The sequence below is a fragment of the Bradyrhizobium arachidis genome (assembly GCF_015291705.1).
In the GTDB taxonomy this organism is placed as follows: Bacteria; Pseudomonadota; Alphaproteobacteria; order Rhizobiales; family Xanthobacteraceae; genus Bradyrhizobium; species Bradyrhizobium arachidis.
Genome location: NZ_CP030050.1, coordinates 1,646,022 through 1,667,757, shown reverse-complemented (window position 1 = coordinate 1,667,757; position 21,736 = coordinate 1,646,022). Strand labels below are relative to the sequence as shown.

Here is a 21,736-nt window from a genome sequence, read left to right as displayed (position 1 = left end):
AGAGCTCTGCACGATGCGCGCTCACGGCTTCGTTATGTCCGTTGACGTATGCCGGCCGTCTTGCCCATAAACGCCGCTTCGCTGTGCATTTCCTTGCCGACCGACTCACGGCAGGCGCGACGCGCTTACTACTTCGTAGGCCGTCCTCTGTAGGGGGCTTCTGCCTCCAAGCCGCCCAAGGTGCTCGGCGCAACACGCCAGGCCCCTGGGGGGGCCGGGCGCACTTTGGCGGCACCCCATGCAGGTCCTCGGCGCAGCGAGCATTGCCGTACTGCCTTGCGCAGTCAGCCCCCTACTTCCAACGCTCAAACAACTCAGCAACCGCCGGGCCAAGGAGCACTCTGGGGGCAGTCTTCTGAGCCAACTCAGAGGAACTCTCAGCCGAAAAGGCGATAAGCACAGAGGAGCCCGGAGCAGGCTAGATTAGTCTACTCCATCGGGCCCAATCTCCGGTGATCCCATGGTCACATAAAATCATCCTCATAATCGTATGCTGAGCGGCTCGCTGGGATCTCGGTATCACTACCTTCACTGTCGTCAGCTTTGGAACGATACCGCGCAGGAGCGCCTTTTCGCTGCCATTTGCCGTCGCTTTTCCTTACCCACTTGTCTGACTTCTCCGGGTCGAGAACCATGTTGTCGGCGTCAACCTCGATGCATCCCATCTTTGCCGCACTGGCTCTTGCTTCCGGATTAGCCGGACGCGGATTGAGCAGCGGCTGTTCGCCGTCCATTCGAAGCTGGTGCTCGAGCAGGATATCGCCAGCGTTCTCGACAAGCGGATGAACGACTCGAAAATCCACAGTAGAGGTAGTCCCGTGGTGGCATCTAGTTTTGGCTTCTTGGGCTGATAGGGAGCCTGGCTTAGCAAAACTTGACGTGGCCGCCCTCACGTTGGCTTGTCGTAGGACTTCTTTCTGAACGACACGGGGACACACGCTCGTGCCGTTGGCATTCGCCAGGTTTTGATGAGAGGTCGCGAACAGCTCCGAGGAAGCTCCTTTATTAGGAATTTGGTTGATCGCCGTCTCATATCCGGGTTTTCTTTTCGACGTTCCAGTGGAACTCGCGGACCGCCTTCAACGGATTGGCCCATTTCCAGAATTTGAGCAACGATATCGCCTGCCCAGAAACGTAGCCTAACGTCGGCTCGTAGAAGCGCGACCGGGCGTTCGGCGTCAACGCTCATTTACCCAAATCCGCATTTCGCCTTCGCCGCGGTTAGCCCAGCTGAACAACGGAATGAATGTCAGCTGCTGCGGTTCTAGCTGTCCAGGCACTTTGTCGTAGTGATAAAGCGCCGCTTCTTCATAATGCGTGTGTTGCAACCGCGTCCCGTCGGCCTGCAGCAAGATCTTGCCACTAAAGAGACCAGTTCCTTCGATAAGTGAGAACCGACTGTCTGCATTAAGCCAAAGGTTGTGTAACTCGGTCCCGTTGTCGGCCTCCTCCAGACAATAAATTAAGGGCCCACGCTGGATGGCCACCTTGCCGGCCAAATTGCGAAGTTGTGGATGGCCGTATACGCGACGCACTTGCATTGGCAGCGATAGTTTGACGCGATCTCCCTGCCGCCACGTTCGGCGAATGTGCAAATAGCCCTTGCGCGGCTCGCAATTCACGGGCTCGCCGTTCACGCTCGCCTGCGGCGCGCTGCACCATTCCGGCAGGCGCAGGGCGAGCGTGTGGGCAATTGGCGGCGCAGATTCGACGGCGATTTCCACCTGGTCTCTCCAGGGATAGCTGCCGCTTATGAGCAACCGCAGCGCATGTCCGTCGACGGATATTGCCACCCTAGTACCAACGTAGAGATTTACATAGAGCGCGTCGGTGCTGGGCGTGTAGATGTAGTGACCAATCGATGTGAAAAGGCGCGCGATGTTCGGTGGGCAGCACGCGCAGCCAAACCATCGTCGTCGAACCGGCGAGACGTGATTGTAGATGCCATTAGACCTCAGCGTTTTGGGATGCACTTCGAGCGGGTTAACATAGAAATAGTGACGCCCGTCGAACGCGATGCTGCCGAGAACGGTATTGTAGAGCGCGCGCTCCATCACGTCGGCATAGCGGCCGTCCAGTTCCATCTCCAACATGCGGCGCGCGAACATCATCAGGCCAATCGACGCGCAACTTTCCGCGTACGCCGTATCATTTGGCAAATCGTAATCGGTGCTGAACGCTTCGCCGGCGCCTTGCGAGCCGATGGCGCCGGTAATATAGATCTGGCGCTGAACCATGTTTTGCCATAGCCGCAGGCAAGTTTGGCGCTGCTGCTCGTTCTGGCGCAGACGCGCGAGATGAGCTACTGCCGTCATGAGGTATACAAAACGAACCGCATGACCGGTTGCGGTCCGCTGCTCCGAAAGCGGCAAGTGCGCTTGGCTATACGCTTTGTTTTTTACCATCCAAGGCGCGGCATCGGATTTGGCCACGCAGGATTGCTGGCGCTTCTCGTACTCAATGTCGTAGAAGTGTGGCTCCGTGCCGCGTTGCTCTACGAAATAATTAGCCAGCGTGAGATATCGCTGCTCTTTTGTCGCTTCGTAGAGGCGTACCAACGCAAGTTCGATTTCCGGATGGCCATCATAGCCGTGCAACTGATCGCACTCTGGGCCGAAAACTGTGCAGAGGTGGTCAGCAAGCCTGCAAACGACCTCCAGCAACCGCCGTTTGCCAGTCCCCTGAAAGAATGCGACACCCGCTTCAATCAAGTGGCCAGCACAATAAAGCTCATGGCACTCCGTTAAGTTGGTCCAGCGCTCCTGAGGCGCGTTCAGTATGAAATAAGTGTTGAGGTAACCGTCGCCGCTTTGGGCAGCCGCAATCAATTCAACCAGCTCGTCGACGGCTTTCTCCAGCTCTGGATTTGGTGCCTGGCATAGCGACCATGCAGCCGCCTCAAGCCATTTTGCGACGTCACTGTCCTGAAAAACCGTGCCATGAAACTCGCCGCTCGCACGCCCGGCAGCAAGGCGGAAGTTCTCTACCGCGTGACTCGGTATCACCTCGGGATTGCGATCGTTTAGCACCTCCCATTGGTAGGGAATTGCCACTTCCCTGACCAGCTGCTGGCATTGCCCAATCAGTGGATCCGAGACCTGTAGGTTGTGAAGATCGACTTCGCCCACATTTCGTTCATTCATCGCGTTCCTCCTTGAAGTGTGGCGAGCGGAGACCTAGCTCGGCAAGCCATCTCACCACGATTGCGTTGTTGAGCTTGTCGCCCGGAGATTTTCGGCTACACACTCGTACTCTCGGGGCGAGGCTTCAAACGATCAAATGGAGAGCTGCCCTAAGGCGCCGCCCTCCCAGACATGCGTTGAGAGCAGTCCGTCGAGGAGCGGGACAGCAAATCCCGTGCCCGGAATAAGGAGCGGTTCTTCTGGTCAACCAGATCTGCGGCTCCCCGTAGGAGCCCAATGCGATTGCTGCCCACCAACCGGATTTGCCAGTCGTGCTAAATCCCGCGTCGCTGCAAGGCTGGTTGATCCTGCTATATGAGCGGGTCGGCCGTCGCTGGATAGAATAGTAGTACTCTCCTGCCGCTAAAGCCGGGAGCACCGCGTCTTTCCGGTGCGACGCCCCCTGCACTTGATTATAGGCCCTCGACCTAGCGCGAGAATGTTCGGTTTCTAACAATCCATTTGATGACACGTAGCAGCTGGGAGGGCCGCAGTGACGCGTATGGTCCAACAGGATTGCGTGAGCCGCTGCTAGGCGCCGAAGCGACAAACTGGACTGCTAATCCTAAGCAATCGTCGCAGGGAGTCGAAGTGCATGCTCGACGTGCCCGACATGTGGGCGGATGGCAATCGGGAAAAGTAGGTTGTTGCGCGTATGCGCCGCCAGTGAACAATCCGCGACGGAGCGGCTCGAAGCTGTCGTGTGCACCGACTTGCTCGTCGGCTTCGGCAAGGTGGGAGGATGAGTTAGAGAGTCACTTTTGTGCACCGAGCTTCAGGCTGATTTGGCCCTGCAAAGCAGATAGCAGGCTGGATAACCGAGAGCCGACTTGGATCTCCCAATTGTGCGTAATTCCCACTTGTTATCGACCGTTCCGCTCGAACGACAGCATGGTAACGTCCACGCCATTGGCGTTGGCCGGTTAACGATGATGACGGAAGCAGGACTGACTCTGCTCATCGAGCTGGATCGGTCTACGATTTAGCTGTTGATAATGGGATCGTTCTCCTTGAGCTCGCCCACTCCATTAGTGGCCTCGCCGCTCAAATATGACACTGCCGCCTCATTCCACAGTAACCGATTTTGCTAGATTACGCGGCTGGTCCACGTCCGCGCCCCTTACGAGCGCGGTATGGTAAGCCAAGAGCTGAACCGGAATGGCATAGACCATTGGCGTAAAGCCTGCGACCATCTCCGGCAGCACAATGGTCATGAGTGTGTCCACCGTTGCTTCCAAAGCACCCTTCGAATCGGTCATCAGGATGATCTTGCCGCCCCGAGCCGCAACTTCTTGCATATTCGAGACGGTCTTCTCGAAGACCTCGTCATAAGGCGCGATCACCACCACAGGCACTGCCTCATCTATCAGCGCGATCGGTCCGTGCTTGAGCTCGCCGGCGGCATAACCTTCTGAGTGGATATAGGCAATTTCCTTCAGCTTGAGTGCGCCCTCCAGTGCCAGGGGGGCCGATGTGCCACGACCTAGATAGAGCACGTCCCTTGTGTCGGCGATATAACGCGCGAGCTTCTCGATCTGCGGCTCAATCAACAATGCCGTAGCAATCAACCGCGGCACTTCGATAAGCGCACGCACAAGCTTCGTTTCCTCGATCTCAGACAGTTTATCGCGCTCTTTGCCTGCTGCGACGGCAAGCGCGGCCAATACCATCAGCTGGCAGATGAATGCCTTGGTGGAGGCGACGCCGATTTCTGGCCCCGCCAGCGTCGGCAGAACGGATTCGCTCTCCCGCGCAATCGTCGACGTCGGGACATTGACCACAGATATCGTGTGCACGCCCTGGTCCTTGGCGTATCGCAACGCAGCTAACGTGTCAGCGGTTTCGCCCGACTGCGAGATGACGATCGCGAGATCGCCCCGGCGCAATGGCGCCTCCCTGTAGCGGAACTCGGACGCTACATCGATCTCGACAGGCAAGCGCGCCAGCCGCTCGAACCAGTATTTGGCGATGTGCCCGGCATAGCTTGCAGTGCCGCACGCCGTAATTGAGACGCGCTGAATGGATTTAAAGTCGAATGGCAATGTGAGCGGCAGGGCGACGCGCTCGGCCGCCGTGTCGAGATAATGCGCCAATGTCTTGCCGGCCACTGTCGGCTGTTCGTGAATTTCCTTGGCCATAAAGTGGCGATAATTCGCTTTGTCCACAAGGAGGGACGATACGCCAGACTTTGATGTTTCCCGCTCGACGACAGATCCGTCTACGCTATAGATCACGTACGTCGTGCGCGTAAGCACGGCCCAGTCGCCGTCTTCAAGATAGGTGATGGTGTCGGTCAAAGGCGCGAGCGCGATCGCATCCGATCCTAGATACATTTCGCCGTTACCATGCCCGATCGCAAGGGGCGACCCCCTACGCGCGCAGATCAAAAGATCGTCGTGGGCCTTGAACAGGAACGCCAGCGCGAAGGCACCACGCAGCCGGGGCAGCGACGCTTGTACCGCATCCTGCGGCGAGTAACTCTTCTTGAGATAAGATTCGACGAGATGCGCCACCACCTCTGTGTCTGTCTCTGAATTAAAATGGGCTCCATTCCGCTCCAGTTCGGCTCGCAACTCGCGGAAATTCTCAATGATCCCGTTATGAACGACCGCGACATTTTCCGTCGCATGCGGGTGAGCATTGCTCTCGGTCGGCTTTCCATGGGTCGCCCAGCGGGTATGACCGATTCCCGTGTGACCCGACGGCGGATAATAGCGCAGCCGCTCCTCAAGGTTTCTCAGCTTACCTTCAGCGCGGCGGCGCTCGATATTGAGACCTTCGAGAGTCGCGAGGCCTGCGGAGTCGTAGCCCCGATATTCCAATCTCTTGAGCGAGGCCAGCAACTGCCCAACGACCGGACCACGCCCCAAAATACCAACAATTCCACACATATCGATCAATGCAGCCCAAGTTTAAGGAGTCAGGAACCCGGTCATGAAATTCGCTTACCCGATGGTAACAGGTGTCGAGTTCGGTTTTCGCGACCGCCTGTACCGCCGCCGCATTCACAAGCGTGAGTTAGATCTCTTTCAGCCATCATCGCTTCGCGCGGCTACATTCCACTTGTAACTGGCGATCGAGTACAAACGGCGCAGCAGCTCTAGCTTGAATTGTTCCGCGTTACTGGATACGTTTTTCCAGCGCGGGTTTAGGAGACTTATCATACTTGAACCGAGGCAACTTACGCTCGGCCAGGTTAAAGTATTGGCGCCGAAGCTCCATTGTACGAAAGTAAGCTCTCGATATCGAAACGTTCGTCGATCTATACCAACGTTTGCTACTCTTTCTCACTTTGTCGCGCCTCGCCCCTCACTGCCTGCCGCGAGCTGGACATTAGCAACGGCACAGATCATGGTTGATGAGTCGACCCAAGATTGCGTGTTCTGTTCGGAAGTTAAAAGCGCTTTGTAGACTGCGGCTCTATGAGCAAGTTTTGGCTGTGTTCTGACTTGCGTGCCGCCATTCCGACAGATGCATTGACGAATGCGACGTCGCTCTCCCACGCCATGACGAGACCGCACGAAATGCACACTTGCTCCTGAGGACAGATAAGGAGCACAGACCGCCGCTTCTATCTCATTACAAATGTCGCCCAGGGGCAAACGCGCCGCGAGCACGCGTAAGGGCGTTTTGCCATCCATCTCGCCTGCTTAGGAACATCGCGTCGCTAGGGTTACTGGGCTTCATTTTTGAAGCTCAATGTGTTGGCATCCTTCAGTCCAGATATAAATGAATGTATATAGTGTGCATTCCTACATGATGTGTATGACTGAGCTAACGATCGCTTTCTTTTAATTGCGGGTGGAGCGCGTGTGCGCATCTAGATTTTTCGAGAAACGGCTTCGCAATGGTGTTTCTTTGCGGCGCTACTAAGGGAAACTATGGCGGCTCAGGAGTCAAAACGGCGCGTTGCGCTGATTACGGGCGTCACCGGGCAGGACGGCGCCTATCTCGCCGAATATCTGCTGTCGCTTGGCTATATCGTGCACGGCATCAAGCGCCGCTCGTCCTCGTTCAACACCGCGCGTGTCGATCACCTCTACCAGGACCCGCATGTCGGCAACGGGCCGTTCCTGATGCACTATGGCGACATGACGGATTCGACCAATCTGATTCGCCTGATGCAGCAGATCCGCCCCACCGAGATCTACAATCTCGCCGCGCAGAGCCACGTCGCCGTCAGCTTCGAGAGCCCGGAATATACCGCCAATGCCGACGCCATCGGCGTGCTGCGCCTCCTGGAGGCGATCCGCATCCTCGGCATGGAGAAGCAGACGCGGTTCTACCAGGCCTCGACCTCCGAGCTCTACGGCCTCGTGCAGGAGATCCCGCAGAAGGAGACCACGCCGTTCTATCCGCGCTCCCCTTATGGCGTCGCCAAGCTCTACGGCTACTGGATCACGGTGAACTACCGCGAAGCCTATGGCATGTTCGCCAGCAACGGCATCCTGTTCAACCACGAGAGCCCGATCCGCGGCGAGACGTTCGTCACCCGCAAGATCACCCGCGCCGTCGCCCGTATCGAAGTCGGCCTCGAGGACACGCTCTATCTCGGCAATCTCGAAGCCAAGCGCGACTGGGGCCATGCCAGGGATTACGTCGAAGGCATGCACATGATCCTCCAGGCCGACAAGCCTGGCGATTTCGTGCTCGCCACCGGCGAGACGCGCTCGGTGCGCGAGATGGTCCAGCTGGCCTTCGCGCAGGTCGGCCGCCGCGTCGCATGGCGCGGGCAGGGTGTCGACGAGACCGGCGTCGACGAGACGACCGGCAAGACCGTGGTGAGAATCGATCCTACCTATTTCCGCCCGACCGAGGTCGATCTCCTGGTTGGCGACGCCAGCAAGGCGCGCCAGGTGCTCGGCTGGAAGCCGAAGCGGACGCTTGCAGAACTCGTCGAGGAGATGGTGGCGAGCGATCTGGCGGACGCGAAACGGGACGTCGGCCGTGGCAAGCACAGCGTTTGAGCTGAAAGATAAAAGCGTCTACGTCGCCGGCCATCGCGGCATGGTCGGAGCCGCGCTGGTGCGCCGGCTCGAACGGGAGGACGTCAAGCTCGTCACGGTGGATCGCCGCGAGGTCGACCTCTGCAATCAGGCCGCCGTGTTCGACTGGTTCGCGCGCGTGCGGCCGCAGGTGATCTTTCTTGCCGCCGCAAAGGTCGGTGGCATCGTCGCCAACAACACGCTGCGCGCCGAATTCATCTACGACAACATTGCGATCGCGGCCAACGTGATCCATGCCGCGCACCAGAACGGTGCCGAGAAGCTGATGTTTCTGGGCTCGTCCTGCATCTACCCGAAGCTGGCGCCGCAGCCGCTAGGCGAGGATTCCGTGCTGACAGGCCCGCTGGAGCCGACCAACGAGCCCTATGCGATCGCCAAGATCGCGGGCATCAAGATGGTGGAGGCCTATCGCAGCCAGTATGGCAGGGACTTCATAAGCGTGATGCCGACCAATCTCTACGGTCCCGGCGACAATTATCATCCCGAGTACAGCCACGTGGTTGCCGCCCTGGTCCGCCGCTTCCACGAGGCAAAGCTCGCGGGCTCGAAGAGCGTTGTGGTCTGGGGCACCGGCACGCCGCGCCGCGAATTTCTCTACGTTGACGATCTCGCCGACGCTTGCATCCATCTGATGAAGACCTATTCCTCGCCGGAATTGGTCAATATCGGTACCGGCGAGGACATCAGCATCGCCGAGTTAGCACTCATGGTTGCGGCCGCCATCGGTTTTCGCGGTGAGATCAGATTCGACACGTCGCGCCCTGACGGCACACCGCGCAAGCTGCTCGACGTCGGGCGGCTGTCCAGGCTCGGCTGGCGCGCCACGACCTCGCTTGAGGACGGCATTCAGCTGGCGTACCGGGCGTATCGCGCCGACGGCGATGAACGGTACCAAAGTGATCTGCCTGTTCCGGGATAACGGGCCCAATCCTAGGCATCAATCCGCGGTGAATGTCCAGCCGAGCGCACTTGCCGCTCACGTCCTCCAACTTTGCTTCGCAGTTGACAAGCGTTCATTGTCACCGGGCTCGGTCGGACGCCAAGAACCCAAGTGACGCGATGTATCATAGCTACGACGCAGCATGGCCATGATCGAGACCTGCTACCATGAAGTCGAGAGCTCATCGTCTCAAAGCCGCTAAGTGCCGACCGCTGGACGGTCATTAGTCGGAAGCTTACTGGTGTCCCTTTCCTCTCGGCCAAGGCCTTAGCGATGGTCTGTCATCATCCTCGCTGACAGCGTAACGATGGACATGAGCGCGCCCAATATCCCAAACGCCACGCGCAAGCCAAACATGTGTGCGACGAGCCCAATGCCGGCGGGTCCAACGAGTATACCCGCGTAGCCGGCTGTCGTGACAACCGCGATCGCAACGGCTGGCGGCATTATTTTCTGTTTGCCGGCGCGTCGACAAAGTACAGGTACAACATTAGAAATGCCCAATCCAATGAGCAGGAACCCCGCCATAGCAATTAACGCAACGGGCGCGGCCACCACAGCCAAGAATCCTGTTACGATCGGCAGAGTCCCAACAATATGGCACGGTCACCGATTCGCGCCACCACGGCATCTCCACCGAGACGCCCTGCGGCCATTGCGATTGAGAAGAGCATACAACCAATGCCCCCATGCGCTTCCGCGAGAAGATCTCGTTCAACGAGAAGCAAAGCGCTCCAATCGAGCATTGAAACTTCGACAAGGAAAGTGATAGCCGCGAGCACAGCTATTAGCAACACACTGCGATTGGGCAAAACAAACGATGGCCCCTGCTGCCCCGCCCCCCCGCGAGCAACCCCGGCCAGGCCGATACAATCGCGATCGTCATCAGCGCCGAACAGACCAACGTCGAAAAAAGCGGGCCAAGCTGCAGCGACAGGAGCGAGGTCACGGCGGCAGAGCCGGTGAATTCCCCAATGCTGTACTGGGCGTGGAAGCCAGACATCAATGGACGGCCCGTGACGCGCTCCAATTCAATCGCGTGAATGTTCATGGCTACATCGATCGAGCCCAGTGAAACGCCGAAAGCAAACAGCGTAGCACCGAGCCTGACAGGTGTGTTGGCAATTCCAAGGCACGGCAATAAGATCGCGAGTCCAAGTCCACCCCCAAGGATAATGGGCTTGCTGCCGTACCGCGCATTCAATACGCCGGTCAAAAGCATCGCGATAACGGATCCCGTTCCGAGACAGAGCAACAGAAAACCAAGCATGCGGTCACCGACCGCGAGCCGATCCTTGGCGAGGGGCTCCAAAGGCGCCCAGGCCGCGAGGCCGAATCCGGCCACAAAAAATGCGAGCCGGATCCCAAGCAGGCCGGCAGACCAATTAGCAGGCAGGATCACGGGCGCTCCTGAGAGAACGGGGTCGCGAGCGCGACGCCCCTCATCCTGCGTGCGTCGCCTGCAGGCGGCGCTATCGACAATGATGGCCTCAAGCTGGCATTCTTTATCCTTGCAAATGCAATGCCGTCACAAAATTAGTAGACCACCTCACTAGGCAAGCGGACGGTGATCGTCGAGCCCGTGGATAGGGTGTGTCGGTTGTTCCTTCCCGGTTAAGCTGGCCATAAGAGGGTGACAGTTTTTGCTGATCTGCGACAACCGGAGGCTCAACGCTCACTGTGGCTTTGTCGCAAAGCCTACAAACCTCGCAAAGCCAACGGGGCGTGAAGATCTCGATTTGTAAGGTAACGTGAAGCGATCGCGGGCCCCTTCGCGTACCACACTGAGCGAACCTGGATTGATTTTATCGTCATTGCTTGGCCATCTGGGCATCAGCAGCGCCGGTGAGGTCGAGATCGGCAGCGATCTTCGCGCGGCCGGAGCTCGCATCGGCACGATGATCGGACGCGATCGCGACATAGACCGCCGGCAGCACGAAGAGCGTGAACAGCGTGCCCACAGACATGCCCGCGACGAGCACGAGCCCGATCGAGAAGCGACTCGCGGCGCCAGCTCCCGTTGCGGTCATCAGGGGTATGAAGCCCGTGACCATCGCCGCAGTGGTCATCAAGATCGGACGCAGTCGGACGCGCGCCGCCATCTCTATAGCCGAGCGACGGTTAAGTCTCTCTTTGAGCTGCAGCTCATTGGCGAACTCAACCATCAGGATGCCGTGCTTGGAAATTAACCCGACCAGTGTCAACAGTCCGATCTGGGTGTAGATGTTCATCGTCGCCCAGCCAAAGAATGGCGGGATCAAGGCGCCGACGATTGCCATCGGCACGCTGATCAGGATGATGAGGGGATCGCGCAGACTTTCGAACTGCGCCGCAAGCACCAAGAATATGATTATGAGTGCAAATGCAAAGGCAATGGCCAGTTGGTTACCCTCGTGCACATATTGGCGCGCGTCGGCAAGGAAGTCGTGACTGAATCCTGCGGGCAGTTTCTTCGCCTCCGCTTCCAGGAAGTCCACAGCCTGACCGATCGTGACGCCGGGCATCGGCACAGCCTGAAAGGTCGCGCAGTTGAGCTGATTGTAGTGGGTGAGCGCGTTCGGATCGGTTGCAGTCTCGATGGAGACTACGGTCGAAAGCGGAAGCATCGAGCCCCCCGCAGTCTTCACATAATAGCTCCCGATTGCTTGCGGCGCCAGGCGTTCTTCGCGGGGCACCTGCGGGATCACCTCGTAAGAGCGGCCCTGCAAATTGAAGCGGTTGACGTAGTTTCCGCCGAGTAAGGTGGCGAGCGCGTTTCCGATGGTCTGCATGGTGATGCCAAGCTCGTTGGCCTTGGATCGATCAACCTTGATTCGCACCACCGGCCGGTTGAACTCGAGGTCGGAGTCGCTCACCATGAATAGACCGCTCTTCTGCGCGGCTTCCTTCAGCTTCGACATCTGCTCGTAGACGGATTGGAAGTCAAACGTCGAATTGATCACCATCTGCACTGGTAGGCCATCCGAACCGCCTGGAAGTGGCGGCAAACTAAAGGCAAACGCGTTGATGCCTTCAATTTTGGACAGCTCGGCCTGGAGGAGCGACTTAAGCAAGATCGATGAGCGCTTGCGCTCGTCCCATGCCTTGAGCAACATGCCGGCCATGCCACTCTGCTGGCCGCCAACACCATTGAGTACAAAGCTCAAATCGGTCTCTGGAAATTTTTGGAGCGCGTGTTCGAGCTTGGTGCCGTAATAATCGAGGTAGTCGATATTGGCGTATCTCGGCGCCTTGGTTAAAGCGAATACGATACCCTGATCCTCCTCGGGTGCGAGTTCCTTGGAAGTATTCACATAAAGAAAGCCGACGAGGCCCAGCATGGTCAGCGCAAACAGGCCGGTAATCGGACGATAGTCGAGCGAGCGGTCGAGCTTTCGGCCGTACCATCGTGTCATGGTGCTGAACCCGCGGTTCACAAATGTTGCAAACCGCCCCCCCTCTGCGCGCATCAGGAAGACCGAGCACATCATCGGCGATAGGGTCAAAGCAATCACGCCCGACACGATCACCGCTCCTGCCAGCGTAAACGCAAACTCGCGGAACAGCGCGCCAGTGAGGCCGCCGAGAAACCCGATTGGAGCATATACCGCAGCCAAGGTAATCGTCATGGAGACAACGGGGCCGACGATCTCGTGCGCGCCCCTTATAGCAGCCTCTAGAGGCGGCGCACCTTCTTCCAAATGGCGATGAATGTTCTCCACCACAACGATCGCGTCATCGACCACGAGACCGATTGCGAGAACCATCGCAAGGAACGTCAGGAGATTGAATGAAAACCCCAGCGCCAGCATCATGCTGCAGACACCAACAAGCGAGAGCGGAATAGTGACCACAGGAATGATGACCGACCGCAGCGACGCCAGGAAAAGGAAGATTACCGCCACCACGATCACGACGGCTTGGATGAGCGTCTTCTCCACCTCATCGAGCGACGATTGAATGAATTTGGTGGAGTCGTAGGCCACGTTCATCTTCATTGACGGCGGCAGGTTACGCTCCATTTCTGGAAACAGCGCCCGAACGCCTCTCGCTATGTTTAGCGGATTGCCTTGCGGGCTTGCTCGGACGCCGATAAAGACCGCGTGCTCGCCGTTCATAGCGACGCTAGTGTCAGTGGTCTGCGCGGCAAGCTCGACTATCGCAATGTCCGCTATGCGTACAAAGCCACCGTCATTGGATTTGACGATCATGCGCTTGAAGTCATCGACACTCCGCAGATCCGTGTTTGCCGTAACATCGGAGATAGTGAAATAGCCCTTGGTCTGGCCGGCCGCGGCCTGGAAGTTGTTAGCGGCGAGTGCAGCCGACACTTCGGCCGGCGACACGCCGTGCCCTGCCATTTTCGCGGTATCGAGCCATAGCCGCATCGCAAAGCTCTGGCCGCCCAGGATGTCTGCCGCTGCGACGCCGTCGACCGTTGACATAGCGGGCTGCACAACGCGCGAGAGGTAGTCGGAGATCGCGCTGGCCGCCAGTTCCTCGCTGGAGAAGGCGATATACATGACAGCGGTGGCCTGACCGGTCGACTTAGTGACGACCGGATCGTTCGATTCCTTCGGAATTAAGTATTTAACTGAGTTTACCTTGGAGAGCACCTCGGTGAGCGCTTCATTGGGATCAAAATTGAGCTTGATGTAGACTTGGATCGTGGAGGTACCGAGCACCGATGAGGAAATAACGTAGTCGACGCCCTCGGCGGAAGCGACTGCCTGCTCCAGGGGAGTGGTGATGAACCCCTGGATCGTATCGGCCGAGGCCCCAGGATAGGAAGTAGTGATATTGACGACCGTATTAGATAGCTTGGGATATTGCCGGATCGGCAGTACCGTGGCCGCGCGAACGCCGATCAGTAAGATCAGGCAACTAACAACGACAGACAATACCGGACGTTTGATGAAAAGCTCGGTAAATGCCATCTCGACTCGCATTTCAAGAGGGGTATGCAAATTCGCCGGCAACGTACACCAGCGATGATCATCAATGCGGCGACTGTACTAGAGACCCGAGCACAAGCGACACGTTATTGGCTACTCTAAGAGCTCACGCGCTGGCGAGCGCGGACGCCCTGTCCTCCGCTTCCAATTTCGTCGCTCAATAAAGTGCTATTCCGCTGATCTGGTGGCTGATCGGGATCTCGATAGTGGCACCTTCCTGCCCTTTTTGCGTGCAACAAGATGTTCGTCTCAACACCTGATTGGAACGCGCCGACTTCTGGCAGGGCATCAGTTCAAACTTCGCACTGAACCGCAGATCGAATGATCTAGGTTCGACATCGAAAGTACAAACGATCTAACCGGCGCTCAACTCTACAAAGGTAAGTGGGTGATATAGCATCGGCTGCAAAGCACTAAACCAAGGTTTGTCGAATTGGCCGCTGATGGCCGCCAACAGACTTACAGGGTTGCCGGACACAACGTTCACGGCCCCACACATTCCGTGCGCACGCACTGTCGCTTGGCTGACGCGCCGAACAAATTCGTATCGGCGCTCGCCCTCTGCTACCAGCTCGATCCGCCTCTCGTAACAGTGGCTTGAGTGTTTCTTGCTCGATACACTGCGCACGGTTTGGCCACTCATTACGCTACCGGGTTGGCAACGCCAGTATTACGTTGTCGATCAGCCGCGTTGAGCCAACATAGGCGACCGCACAAAGCGCCGCGGAGCGCAGCAGTGGCCTCGGTTTCGATCTGTTGCACCTGTGTGACGCGGTCGTCGAACGCTCCGACTTCCGGGCACGTGGCAGCCAGGGTTTTTCGCGGAACGCTTGGCCATTTGGTGAAACTGCAGCGCGCCGCAATCTTCGTCACGCCACCTTACGATTACGCTTGGCACTATGGCCCCGCGGCCATTCCGCGTCCGAGGCGCATTCTTATGGGTATCCATCCGATCCTCACGGGGGTACGCTTCAGCTTCGTCGTTCAGGGATGGACAACCGACCGAAAACTCACATCTAAGTGGTCTCACAGGCATCCTATTCGAAGCGGCTGCCCCTTGCGGCCCTCTAGAAGCGCGCGTATGCGCGCAGCGATCTGCCGTGCTTCCTTCGGCCGCAGGTTGGGCGTCATGCAATCGAGTATGGCTAGCATCGCCTGAACTTCGTCGATGTTAAGTATTGCGGCGTCGCGATCTGATGGTCCCAGCGACTGATCGGCGGCACGGGCTTGATTGGCCGCAAGCACCGCAAGGGCTTGCGACCGCAAGGACATGATATGCCGCTCGAATATATGCATTTATCGGCCTGAGCTGCCCTGTGGGCATAGTGCCGCAAGCGCTGGTGGCCAACCCGGTCACGAAGACTGGAGCTGGCCACCTTTGCTCCCGGGAGGCTCAAATCCTCAAGGCTATCAACTTGTATCTTCTAGAAGTACCGAAGGGCACCTACCAAAATCGGTCGGTCCCATCCTCACCGGCGGCTCTCTAAGCTAGGTCTTCGCCCTGGATAAGTTGGAGACACCACCATGCCCAGACACGTGCGCTGTGCATAAACAAGAATGAACGGCCAAACGCGCATGAGAGACGCGAGAACGTAGACGGAGTAAATCCAGACGGAGCGCGATAGAAGCAGTCCCTCTGGAAAGATTATCCGAGACCTCGAAAGCCACGACAGGGAGTACCGGCAACGTAGTCGGCGTCGTCGTCGCTACACATGGCGGACACAATTGCACCAAGATAACCGCGGCCGCTGCTTCGCAGGCAACCTCCTTCCCTTCCAGAGGGGTTGGTGATGATTGATCGGAAGCAGTGCGGCGCGGCTCGGCGCCGTTTGGTGGCACTGGACAGACGTTGTCCCTTGCCCGCCCCATTGCCAATTGAACTTAGCACTCGGCGCTCGTCCCCCACGGGGCAGCGCTGTCCCTGCAATCCCGCTAACAGGCTCCAAGCTCAGCTAGCGGTGGCAAAATGCTAATCGGGAGCTTAGCGCTCGTAAAACGAGTAATATTGCCAGAACGAGACCTAGCCCGTGAGTCGGAAGCAGTGCGAACACGGCTCGGCGCCTGACGGCCTGGGGGCATCATGAAGCACGATCTCTGCCGCATCCGCGGTGCAATGAGCTTAACGGAAGCGTAACTCGGCACATGGTGGTCCTTCAGCTCATGCGCTGTCCCTGCCACGCCCCCGTTAAACCCAACGATTGTTTATCGGGGTTGGCTTACCGAAAGCTGACAGACCTGCGCAGCAATTTATATGACGAAAAGCAGCCCAGGTGGCCGCTTGCCGCCCAGAGCAATATCGACGTTTACTCCTCGGATAGTAGCCACTCGGCATGTTTGCGACCAGCGGCAGCCGCTCCGGGGCGACGCGCCGGATAGCGCGCAGCCAATCCACTGCACGTTTATGACTGAGTGACCTCACGCCCCCCGGCTCGTGCCGGCTTTTTGACCGCGCAGGACTGGCCATTCGGATCGCGCATCAGTTGCTTTCGAACCCGAATACGCCGCGCCGCTTACCGGGGCCCGCTCCACGCTGGGTTCTCGTACCGAAGATGATTGTGTCCGTTTCGTCAAAATGCGCTACCACGCCTTCATGAGGCCCATTAGCCTGTAAGCGTCTAAACTAGGCTGAATTTGCGAGTTCGACAGAAAGTAGCGCGGATGCGACTCGGCGCCTATATCAAGGAGCTTTCCCTATCACGTGCCGCTGGCTCAGTAGTTAGCTCCGGGGATCACAAGGTAAGGCACCCGGCTTTCCTGCGAGGGCCGTCGCCTCAGGGTACGGTGGGACTTTAGCGATAGAGCGTCCTCGGGTGGCCTACCAGCATTGGTGGTCATGCACAGCAATCGAAAAACTGCTGGTAAAACTTGAGGATATGCGCGTTTACCCCGCTAATCCTGGGCAGGTTGAACTTCCCCCCTGCTCCGGTGGGTGCCCAGATGGATAGCTGATTAGGTGCCTCCTCAGCATAGATTGCCCGCGGTGCTTCTCACCTCAGTTAAGCAAGTGATGGGTTCTGGGATCTGACGCTGAGGTCGATCGTATATCGGTCGTTCGATGCGCGCCACGGCTGCCGTGAGCAATACCACTACGTTGTAAACCGTCGAGAACAGCGCAACACTGGAGCCGTTTTCGCGGTGGCGGACGTATTGAAGACGCATCAGAGCTCATCGGCACGATGAGACCCCAACCCTCAATGCAATCGGAATAGGAACGGTCGCATCAAAGTCTCTTTGACAACGAGTTTGATACGGTCGCCGCCTTTGGCCGTCACAGAGAGGCATGTAAAGCAAAGGAGGACATCAATTGATCAGACCTTCGGGCCTCATCCTGCGGCTCGCCATTCCCGCCTCTCGTCGGTGCATCTTACGCTCATGGGACAAAGGGTCGTGGGCCAGCGAAAGGCATCGATTTCGTCAAAGATCGGTACCTATGGTGGGCTTTGCTGGTTCGAACGCCTGTTTCATCGAGGAAGTTATCTGGTGGCGAAGGGCCACGAGGTAACTACGCCAAACTCGGAGGTTGTCTCTCGACGCCGGTGACGATTACCTCAAGCGCGCGGGTCCTACCGCCTGCCGTCGGTCCCTAGACCAAGGTGCCGCTCGTAAGCTGTGACTGCGGCGAACAATATAGTTCCCGACGCGCTTTGGCCCTTCAGTTACGGCGAGATTGTCAGGTAAGACAAGGACTTCGGGTGCCACGCACGCGGCGACGCGGGAGATATCGAGAATCCTCCAAAAGAAGCGGCTCCAAAGACTAAATTTCCTCCCGGAACCGTTTTCACGCAATATCCAGGCTCATAGGCTTGGCCCTAGTAGTCCGCCGATCATTGCCCGAACCGCGATTTCCGCTCGCCTGGATAGACCTGCTAGAGACATTTCAGCCATCGGGTCCAATCAGAGCGAACTGGTGGCGAAATCGATAGCTGGAACAGAGTCCCGTGACGGAGCCCGGAGTTTGCACCCTGGTATTCGCTAGATTGAGACGCTATGCCCCCTCCGAGCAGTATCAATTCGGCGCAAGCAAAGCCGTTCGCTGCTCTCTTTTCCATCGATTAAGCACCCGATTGCACGACGAGCTCATAGGGGCCGTTGCACTTAGTTATCACCCGAGCAGGATGCTCGAGATGATCAGTCCCCACCACCTCTTGTCGACTGGCGCCAGCGCAGGTGCGTGCACCTCGTTGAGCCTCGCGATGACGTAGAGGCTCGATCGTGCGGGAAGCTGATCGCAAAATTGTCTTGCAGACGAATCCAGACAAGGCGATCTTGCGTCTCGCGCGAGTACTTGCTCGTGTGGCCGCGAGGGAAGATCATGAAAGAGAGCTCGCCAATCGAAGAGACGACAAGGAAAAGAGCGACGATCTATGCTCGATTCTCAACCGATCTGCAGAACGAGCGGTCGATTGAGGATCAGCTTTCACTTTGTCAAAGCTATGCCGAGCGCGAAGGTTTAACTGTTGTCAGTACCCATGAAGATCGGGCTCGTTCAGGCGGGTCCGTCATGGGCCGCGAAGGCCTTCTGCGGATGTTGGACCAGGCGCGAGAGAGATCCTTCGACGTGGTAATCGTCGAAGCGCTCGATCGCCTCTCTCGCGACATGGAAGATCTCGCTGGCATTCATAAGCGGCTGTCATTTCTCGGGATAGAGATCCGGGCGGTCCACGAGGGAGTCGTTAACACCGTGCTGGTCGGCCTTCGCGGTTTGGTCGGACAACTCTATCGTGAGGACAATGCGCACAAAGTGCGTCGCGGCCAAGCGGGGCGGGTCAAGCAAGGTTTGGCTGGCGGCGGCCTGACATACGGGTACGCCGCGGTCACCGGAAGAAGCGGCGAACGAGTGGTTGTCGAGACCGAGGCACAAGTGATCCGGCGCATATTTCAGGAATACGTAGACGGTCGTACGCCTCGGGAAATCGCGCATGATCTCAATAAGGAGAGGGTATCACCTCCGCGGGGGCGCGCCTGGAATGCCTCAACAATCAATGGCAATCATGAGAGGGGCGCCGGCATTCTGCTGAACGAACTTTATATGGGACGCCTTATCTGGAACAAAGTCAGGATGGTGAAAGATCCCGACTCGGGAAAGCGCCTGTCACGACCGAATCCGAGGAGTGACTGGCAGGTGGCTGAAGTGCCCCATCTTGCAATTGTCAGTCCAGAGTTGTTCACAGCTGCCCAGCAACGCAAAGGGGAGCGCAGCCACGGCCACCCGACCCATCAACGACGGCCCCGTCGGATGCTATCTGGCTTACTCCGTTGTGGTTCATGCGGCTCGGGTATGGCAACGAATGGACGGGACAAATCGGGGCGCGTTCGGATTCGCTGCTCAGCGGCGACGGAGAGCGGCACGTGTCCGGACGCCAAGACTTTTTATTTGGACACTGTCGAGAGCGCGGTCCTCAACGGTCTACAGGCCGAATTGCGCGCGCCGAAGGTTATCTCAGAATACGTACGCACGTATCTTGAGGAACGGAAGCGCCTCGCGGCCACCTCACATGCAAAACGGCAGCGCCTTGAGCAGCAGCTTGGGCAAATTAACCGGGAAATCGAACGACTGGTGGATGCGATCGCGAAAGGACATGGCGATCCATCCGTTCTAGGACCGCGATCGACTGCCTTAGATGCCGAACGAAAGCGGATATCTGAGGAGTTGCAGAGTGAACCACCCGCCCTGAAGGAAGTCGCGCTGCATCCGGCCATCCTCAAACGCTATGAGGAGCAACTCGATCGGCTTGAAGACGCACTGGGCAAAGGCGTCAGTGGGGGCGACGGAGAGGCCGCGGAAGCCATCAGAGACCTAGTCGAGACGGTCACCGTGTTCCGCGATCCAGGCCGCCCAGGTGGTGTAGCCGTGGAGATAGCAGGCCGGCTAAACGCCCTGCTTGGGGAAAAGGCCTATCCAAACCAAGTCAAAGGAGTGTGGGGAAAGGTGGTAGCGGGGGAGGGACTCGAACCCCCGACCCCAGGATTATGATTCCCGTGGCCCATTTTCCAGGGCGAGCGGCGTTAACTATTTCAAGGATTTAGCCGCAGAAAATGGTGGCAAACTGCCCCCACACCCCTTTCCGCCGTCGAGATTTCGGGCGATGGGTGGGTACACGGGTGAGTACAGTAATGAGTTTCCAACGCGTAGAAATCACGTCCAGGCACGTCGCCGACGCTCTCATGGTGGCCAGGGGCGAAGGCCTCGTCCGAGACGACGGAAAGGCGACGAAGCTCAACGATGGCGAGGTCGCCGACGACAAAGGAATCGACATCTGGGCCGACACCACGCTGCCTTACCTGCAGCTTCGGCGCCGGGGCGGGTCCGTCAAATGGATGGTTCGCACCAAGAAGACGCTGCGCTCGGTCGGCGGCGTCCGCGAGCGCGGCCCCGACTATCTGTCCGTCGCTGCGGCCCGCAGAGCGGCGACCGACATCTATACCGAGCTGCGGTACGCCAAGGCCGTGGACCCCGCTTCCGACGACGAGACCCCGGTCGGATGGACGCTCGGACAGGTCTGCGTCGGGTACCAGCGGTTCCTGGCTCACGACCGTTGGATCAACAACCGCACCAAACCGCCAAGCGAGGGCACGAACGACGACGTGAGGCGGGCGTTCGGCCAGGCCAGCTATCAGGATCTCGGGATCGTCCCGGTTCTGCAGCTCGATCGCGTGCAGCTGAATGCTGCGCGCGACGGGGTCTCGTCGTACCGTCAGCGTCAGAAATGCACCGCTTACATCAAGGCCGCCCTTAGCTGGGCGGCCGACGAGCACCCCGACGAGAGCGGGCTGACCGAGTCCGTGCCGCGGTGGTGGGAGAACGTGAACGCCGGGAAACCGGATCCCGAGACGATGCGGCAGATCGAGCAGCGCCGGAAGCAACATCGTCAGAACAAGGCCGATCTCACCGTCGACGCGATCGCGGCCACGTTGTTCGCACACGAAAAGTATTGCGCGGCGCGCGAGCGCGTGCCGGGCTTCGCGGCGGTCACCGCCGGGATCAGGTGGGGAATCTGGTGGGTCGCTTTCACGGGCAACCGGCGTCTGTCGACCGTCGAGCTGCTGCGCGACAATCTGAAGGAGCAGGACGAATTCGGCGAGCCAGGCTGGGGCCGCGCCGAGTGGACGGCCGAGCAGATGAAAGGCAAAGAGGATTTCTGGTTGCCGCTGCCGCCCGTCGTCTATGCCATCGCGGCGGCCTCGATGTCGGATTGGCAGAAGGCCGTCGACTACAACGGCCGCGCGCACACGGCCTGCGCGAAGACGAATTGGGTGTTCGCATCCCAGCAGCGCTACGTGCGCGGCAGCGTCGGCACGGAGCTGAAGGACGTCAGGATCTACCCGAACAGCCTGAACCGGCATCTGCAGCGCATGCGCGCTGCCGGCGCCCTCAAAGGCCTGCCGTTGTTCAATCCGCATCTGGTGCGATCTCCCGTCGGCGATTTCATCGAGCAGAACGTCACTGGCGTGGCGTCGTCGCTGGTGCTATCACATAAATTGAAAGACGGCGGCGACGAGGCGGCGGCGACAACGCGCAACTACTATCTGACCGGCCAGCGCATGCGCGAGAAGACCGCCGGCATGAAGGCGTGGTCCGAGGCGCTCGTCGCGGCGTACCTCAAGATACCTGACGCGAGGCTGCCGGAGCCCATCGAGCAGCGACGCGGGCGGGCCTGAAAACGAAAGCCTCGG

General features: G+C 58.5%; 8 protein-coding genes and 1 pseudogene. 4 read left to right on the top strand and 5 right to left on the bottom strand.

Going from position 1 to position 21,736, the window contains the following annotated elements:
- Window positions 1–464 precede the first annotated feature (464 nt).
- The 3 genes from WN72_RS08130 to glmS form a co-directional block, all read right to left on the bottom strand.
- Window positions 465–803: a hypothetical protein gene (locus WN72_RS08130; protein ID WP_194482992.1), complete on the bottom strand. Its 339-nt coding sequence runs from the start codon at window positions 801–803 to the stop codon at window positions 465–467.
- 375 nt (window positions 804–1,178) lie between these two features.
- A complete protein-coding gene (locus WN72_RS08125; protein WP_092218676.1) occupies window positions 1,179–3,143 on the bottom strand; it encodes a glycoside hydrolase family 127 protein in 1,965 nt (654 codons plus the stop codon).
- Window positions 3,144–4,246: 1,103 nt separating this feature from the next.
- Window positions 4,247–6,073 (bottom strand): glutamine--fructose-6-phosphate transaminase (isomerizing), encoded by a 1,827-nt coding sequence (gene glmS / locus WN72_RS08120; RefSeq protein WP_092218678.1) that lies wholly within the window; start codon window positions 6,071–6,073, stop codon window positions 4,247–4,249.
- Between the two features lie 990 nt (window positions 6,074–7,063).
- Here glmS and gmd point away from each other — a divergent pair.
- Both gmd and fcl read left to right on the top strand, forming a co-directional pair.
- Window positions 7,064–8,149: a GDP-mannose 4,6-dehydratase gene (gene gmd / locus WN72_RS08115; RefSeq protein WP_092218680.1), complete on the top strand. Its 1,086-nt coding sequence runs from the start codon at window positions 7,064–7,066 to the stop codon at window positions 8,147–8,149.
- Entirely contained in the window at window positions 8,130–9,107 is a 978-nt protein-coding gene (gene fcl, locus WN72_RS08110; RefSeq protein ID WP_092218682.1) for a GDP-L-fucose synthase, read from the top strand. The genes gmd and fcl overlap by 20 nt, the downstream gene beginning before the upstream one ends.
- Window positions 9,108–9,395: 288 nt before the next feature.
- Here fcl and WN72_RS08105 read toward each other — a convergent pair.
- Both WN72_RS08105 and WN72_RS08100 read right to left on the bottom strand, forming a co-directional pair.
- Window positions 9,396–10,527 (bottom strand): annotated as a pseudogene (locus WN72_RS08105) (MFS transporter).
- Between the two features lie 412 nt (window positions 10,528–10,939).
- Window positions 10,940–14,044, bottom strand: a complete 3,105-nt coding sequence (locus tag WN72_RS08100) for an efflux RND transporter permease subunit (RefSeq protein WP_092218782.1) — start codon at window positions 14,042–14,044, stop codon at window positions 10,940–10,942.
- 4,330 nt (window positions 14,045–18,374) lie between these two features.
- Between WN72_RS08100 and WN72_RS08095 the strand changes: the two genes are divergently transcribed.
- Together WN72_RS08095 and WN72_RS08090 are read left to right on the top strand one after the other, a co-directional pair.
- Window positions 18,375–20,036 (top strand): recombinase family protein, encoded by a 1,662-nt coding sequence (locus tag WN72_RS08095; protein WP_092218784.1) that lies wholly within the window; start codon window positions 18,375–18,377, stop codon window positions 20,034–20,036.
- Window positions 20,037–20,152: 116 nt separating this feature from the next.
- Window positions 20,153–21,721, top strand: coding sequence for a site-specific integrase (locus tag WN72_RS08090; protein WP_143130777.1), 1,569 nt, complete (start codon window positions 20,153–20,155; stop codon window positions 21,719–21,721).
- Window positions 21,722–21,736 lie beyond the last annotated feature (15 nt).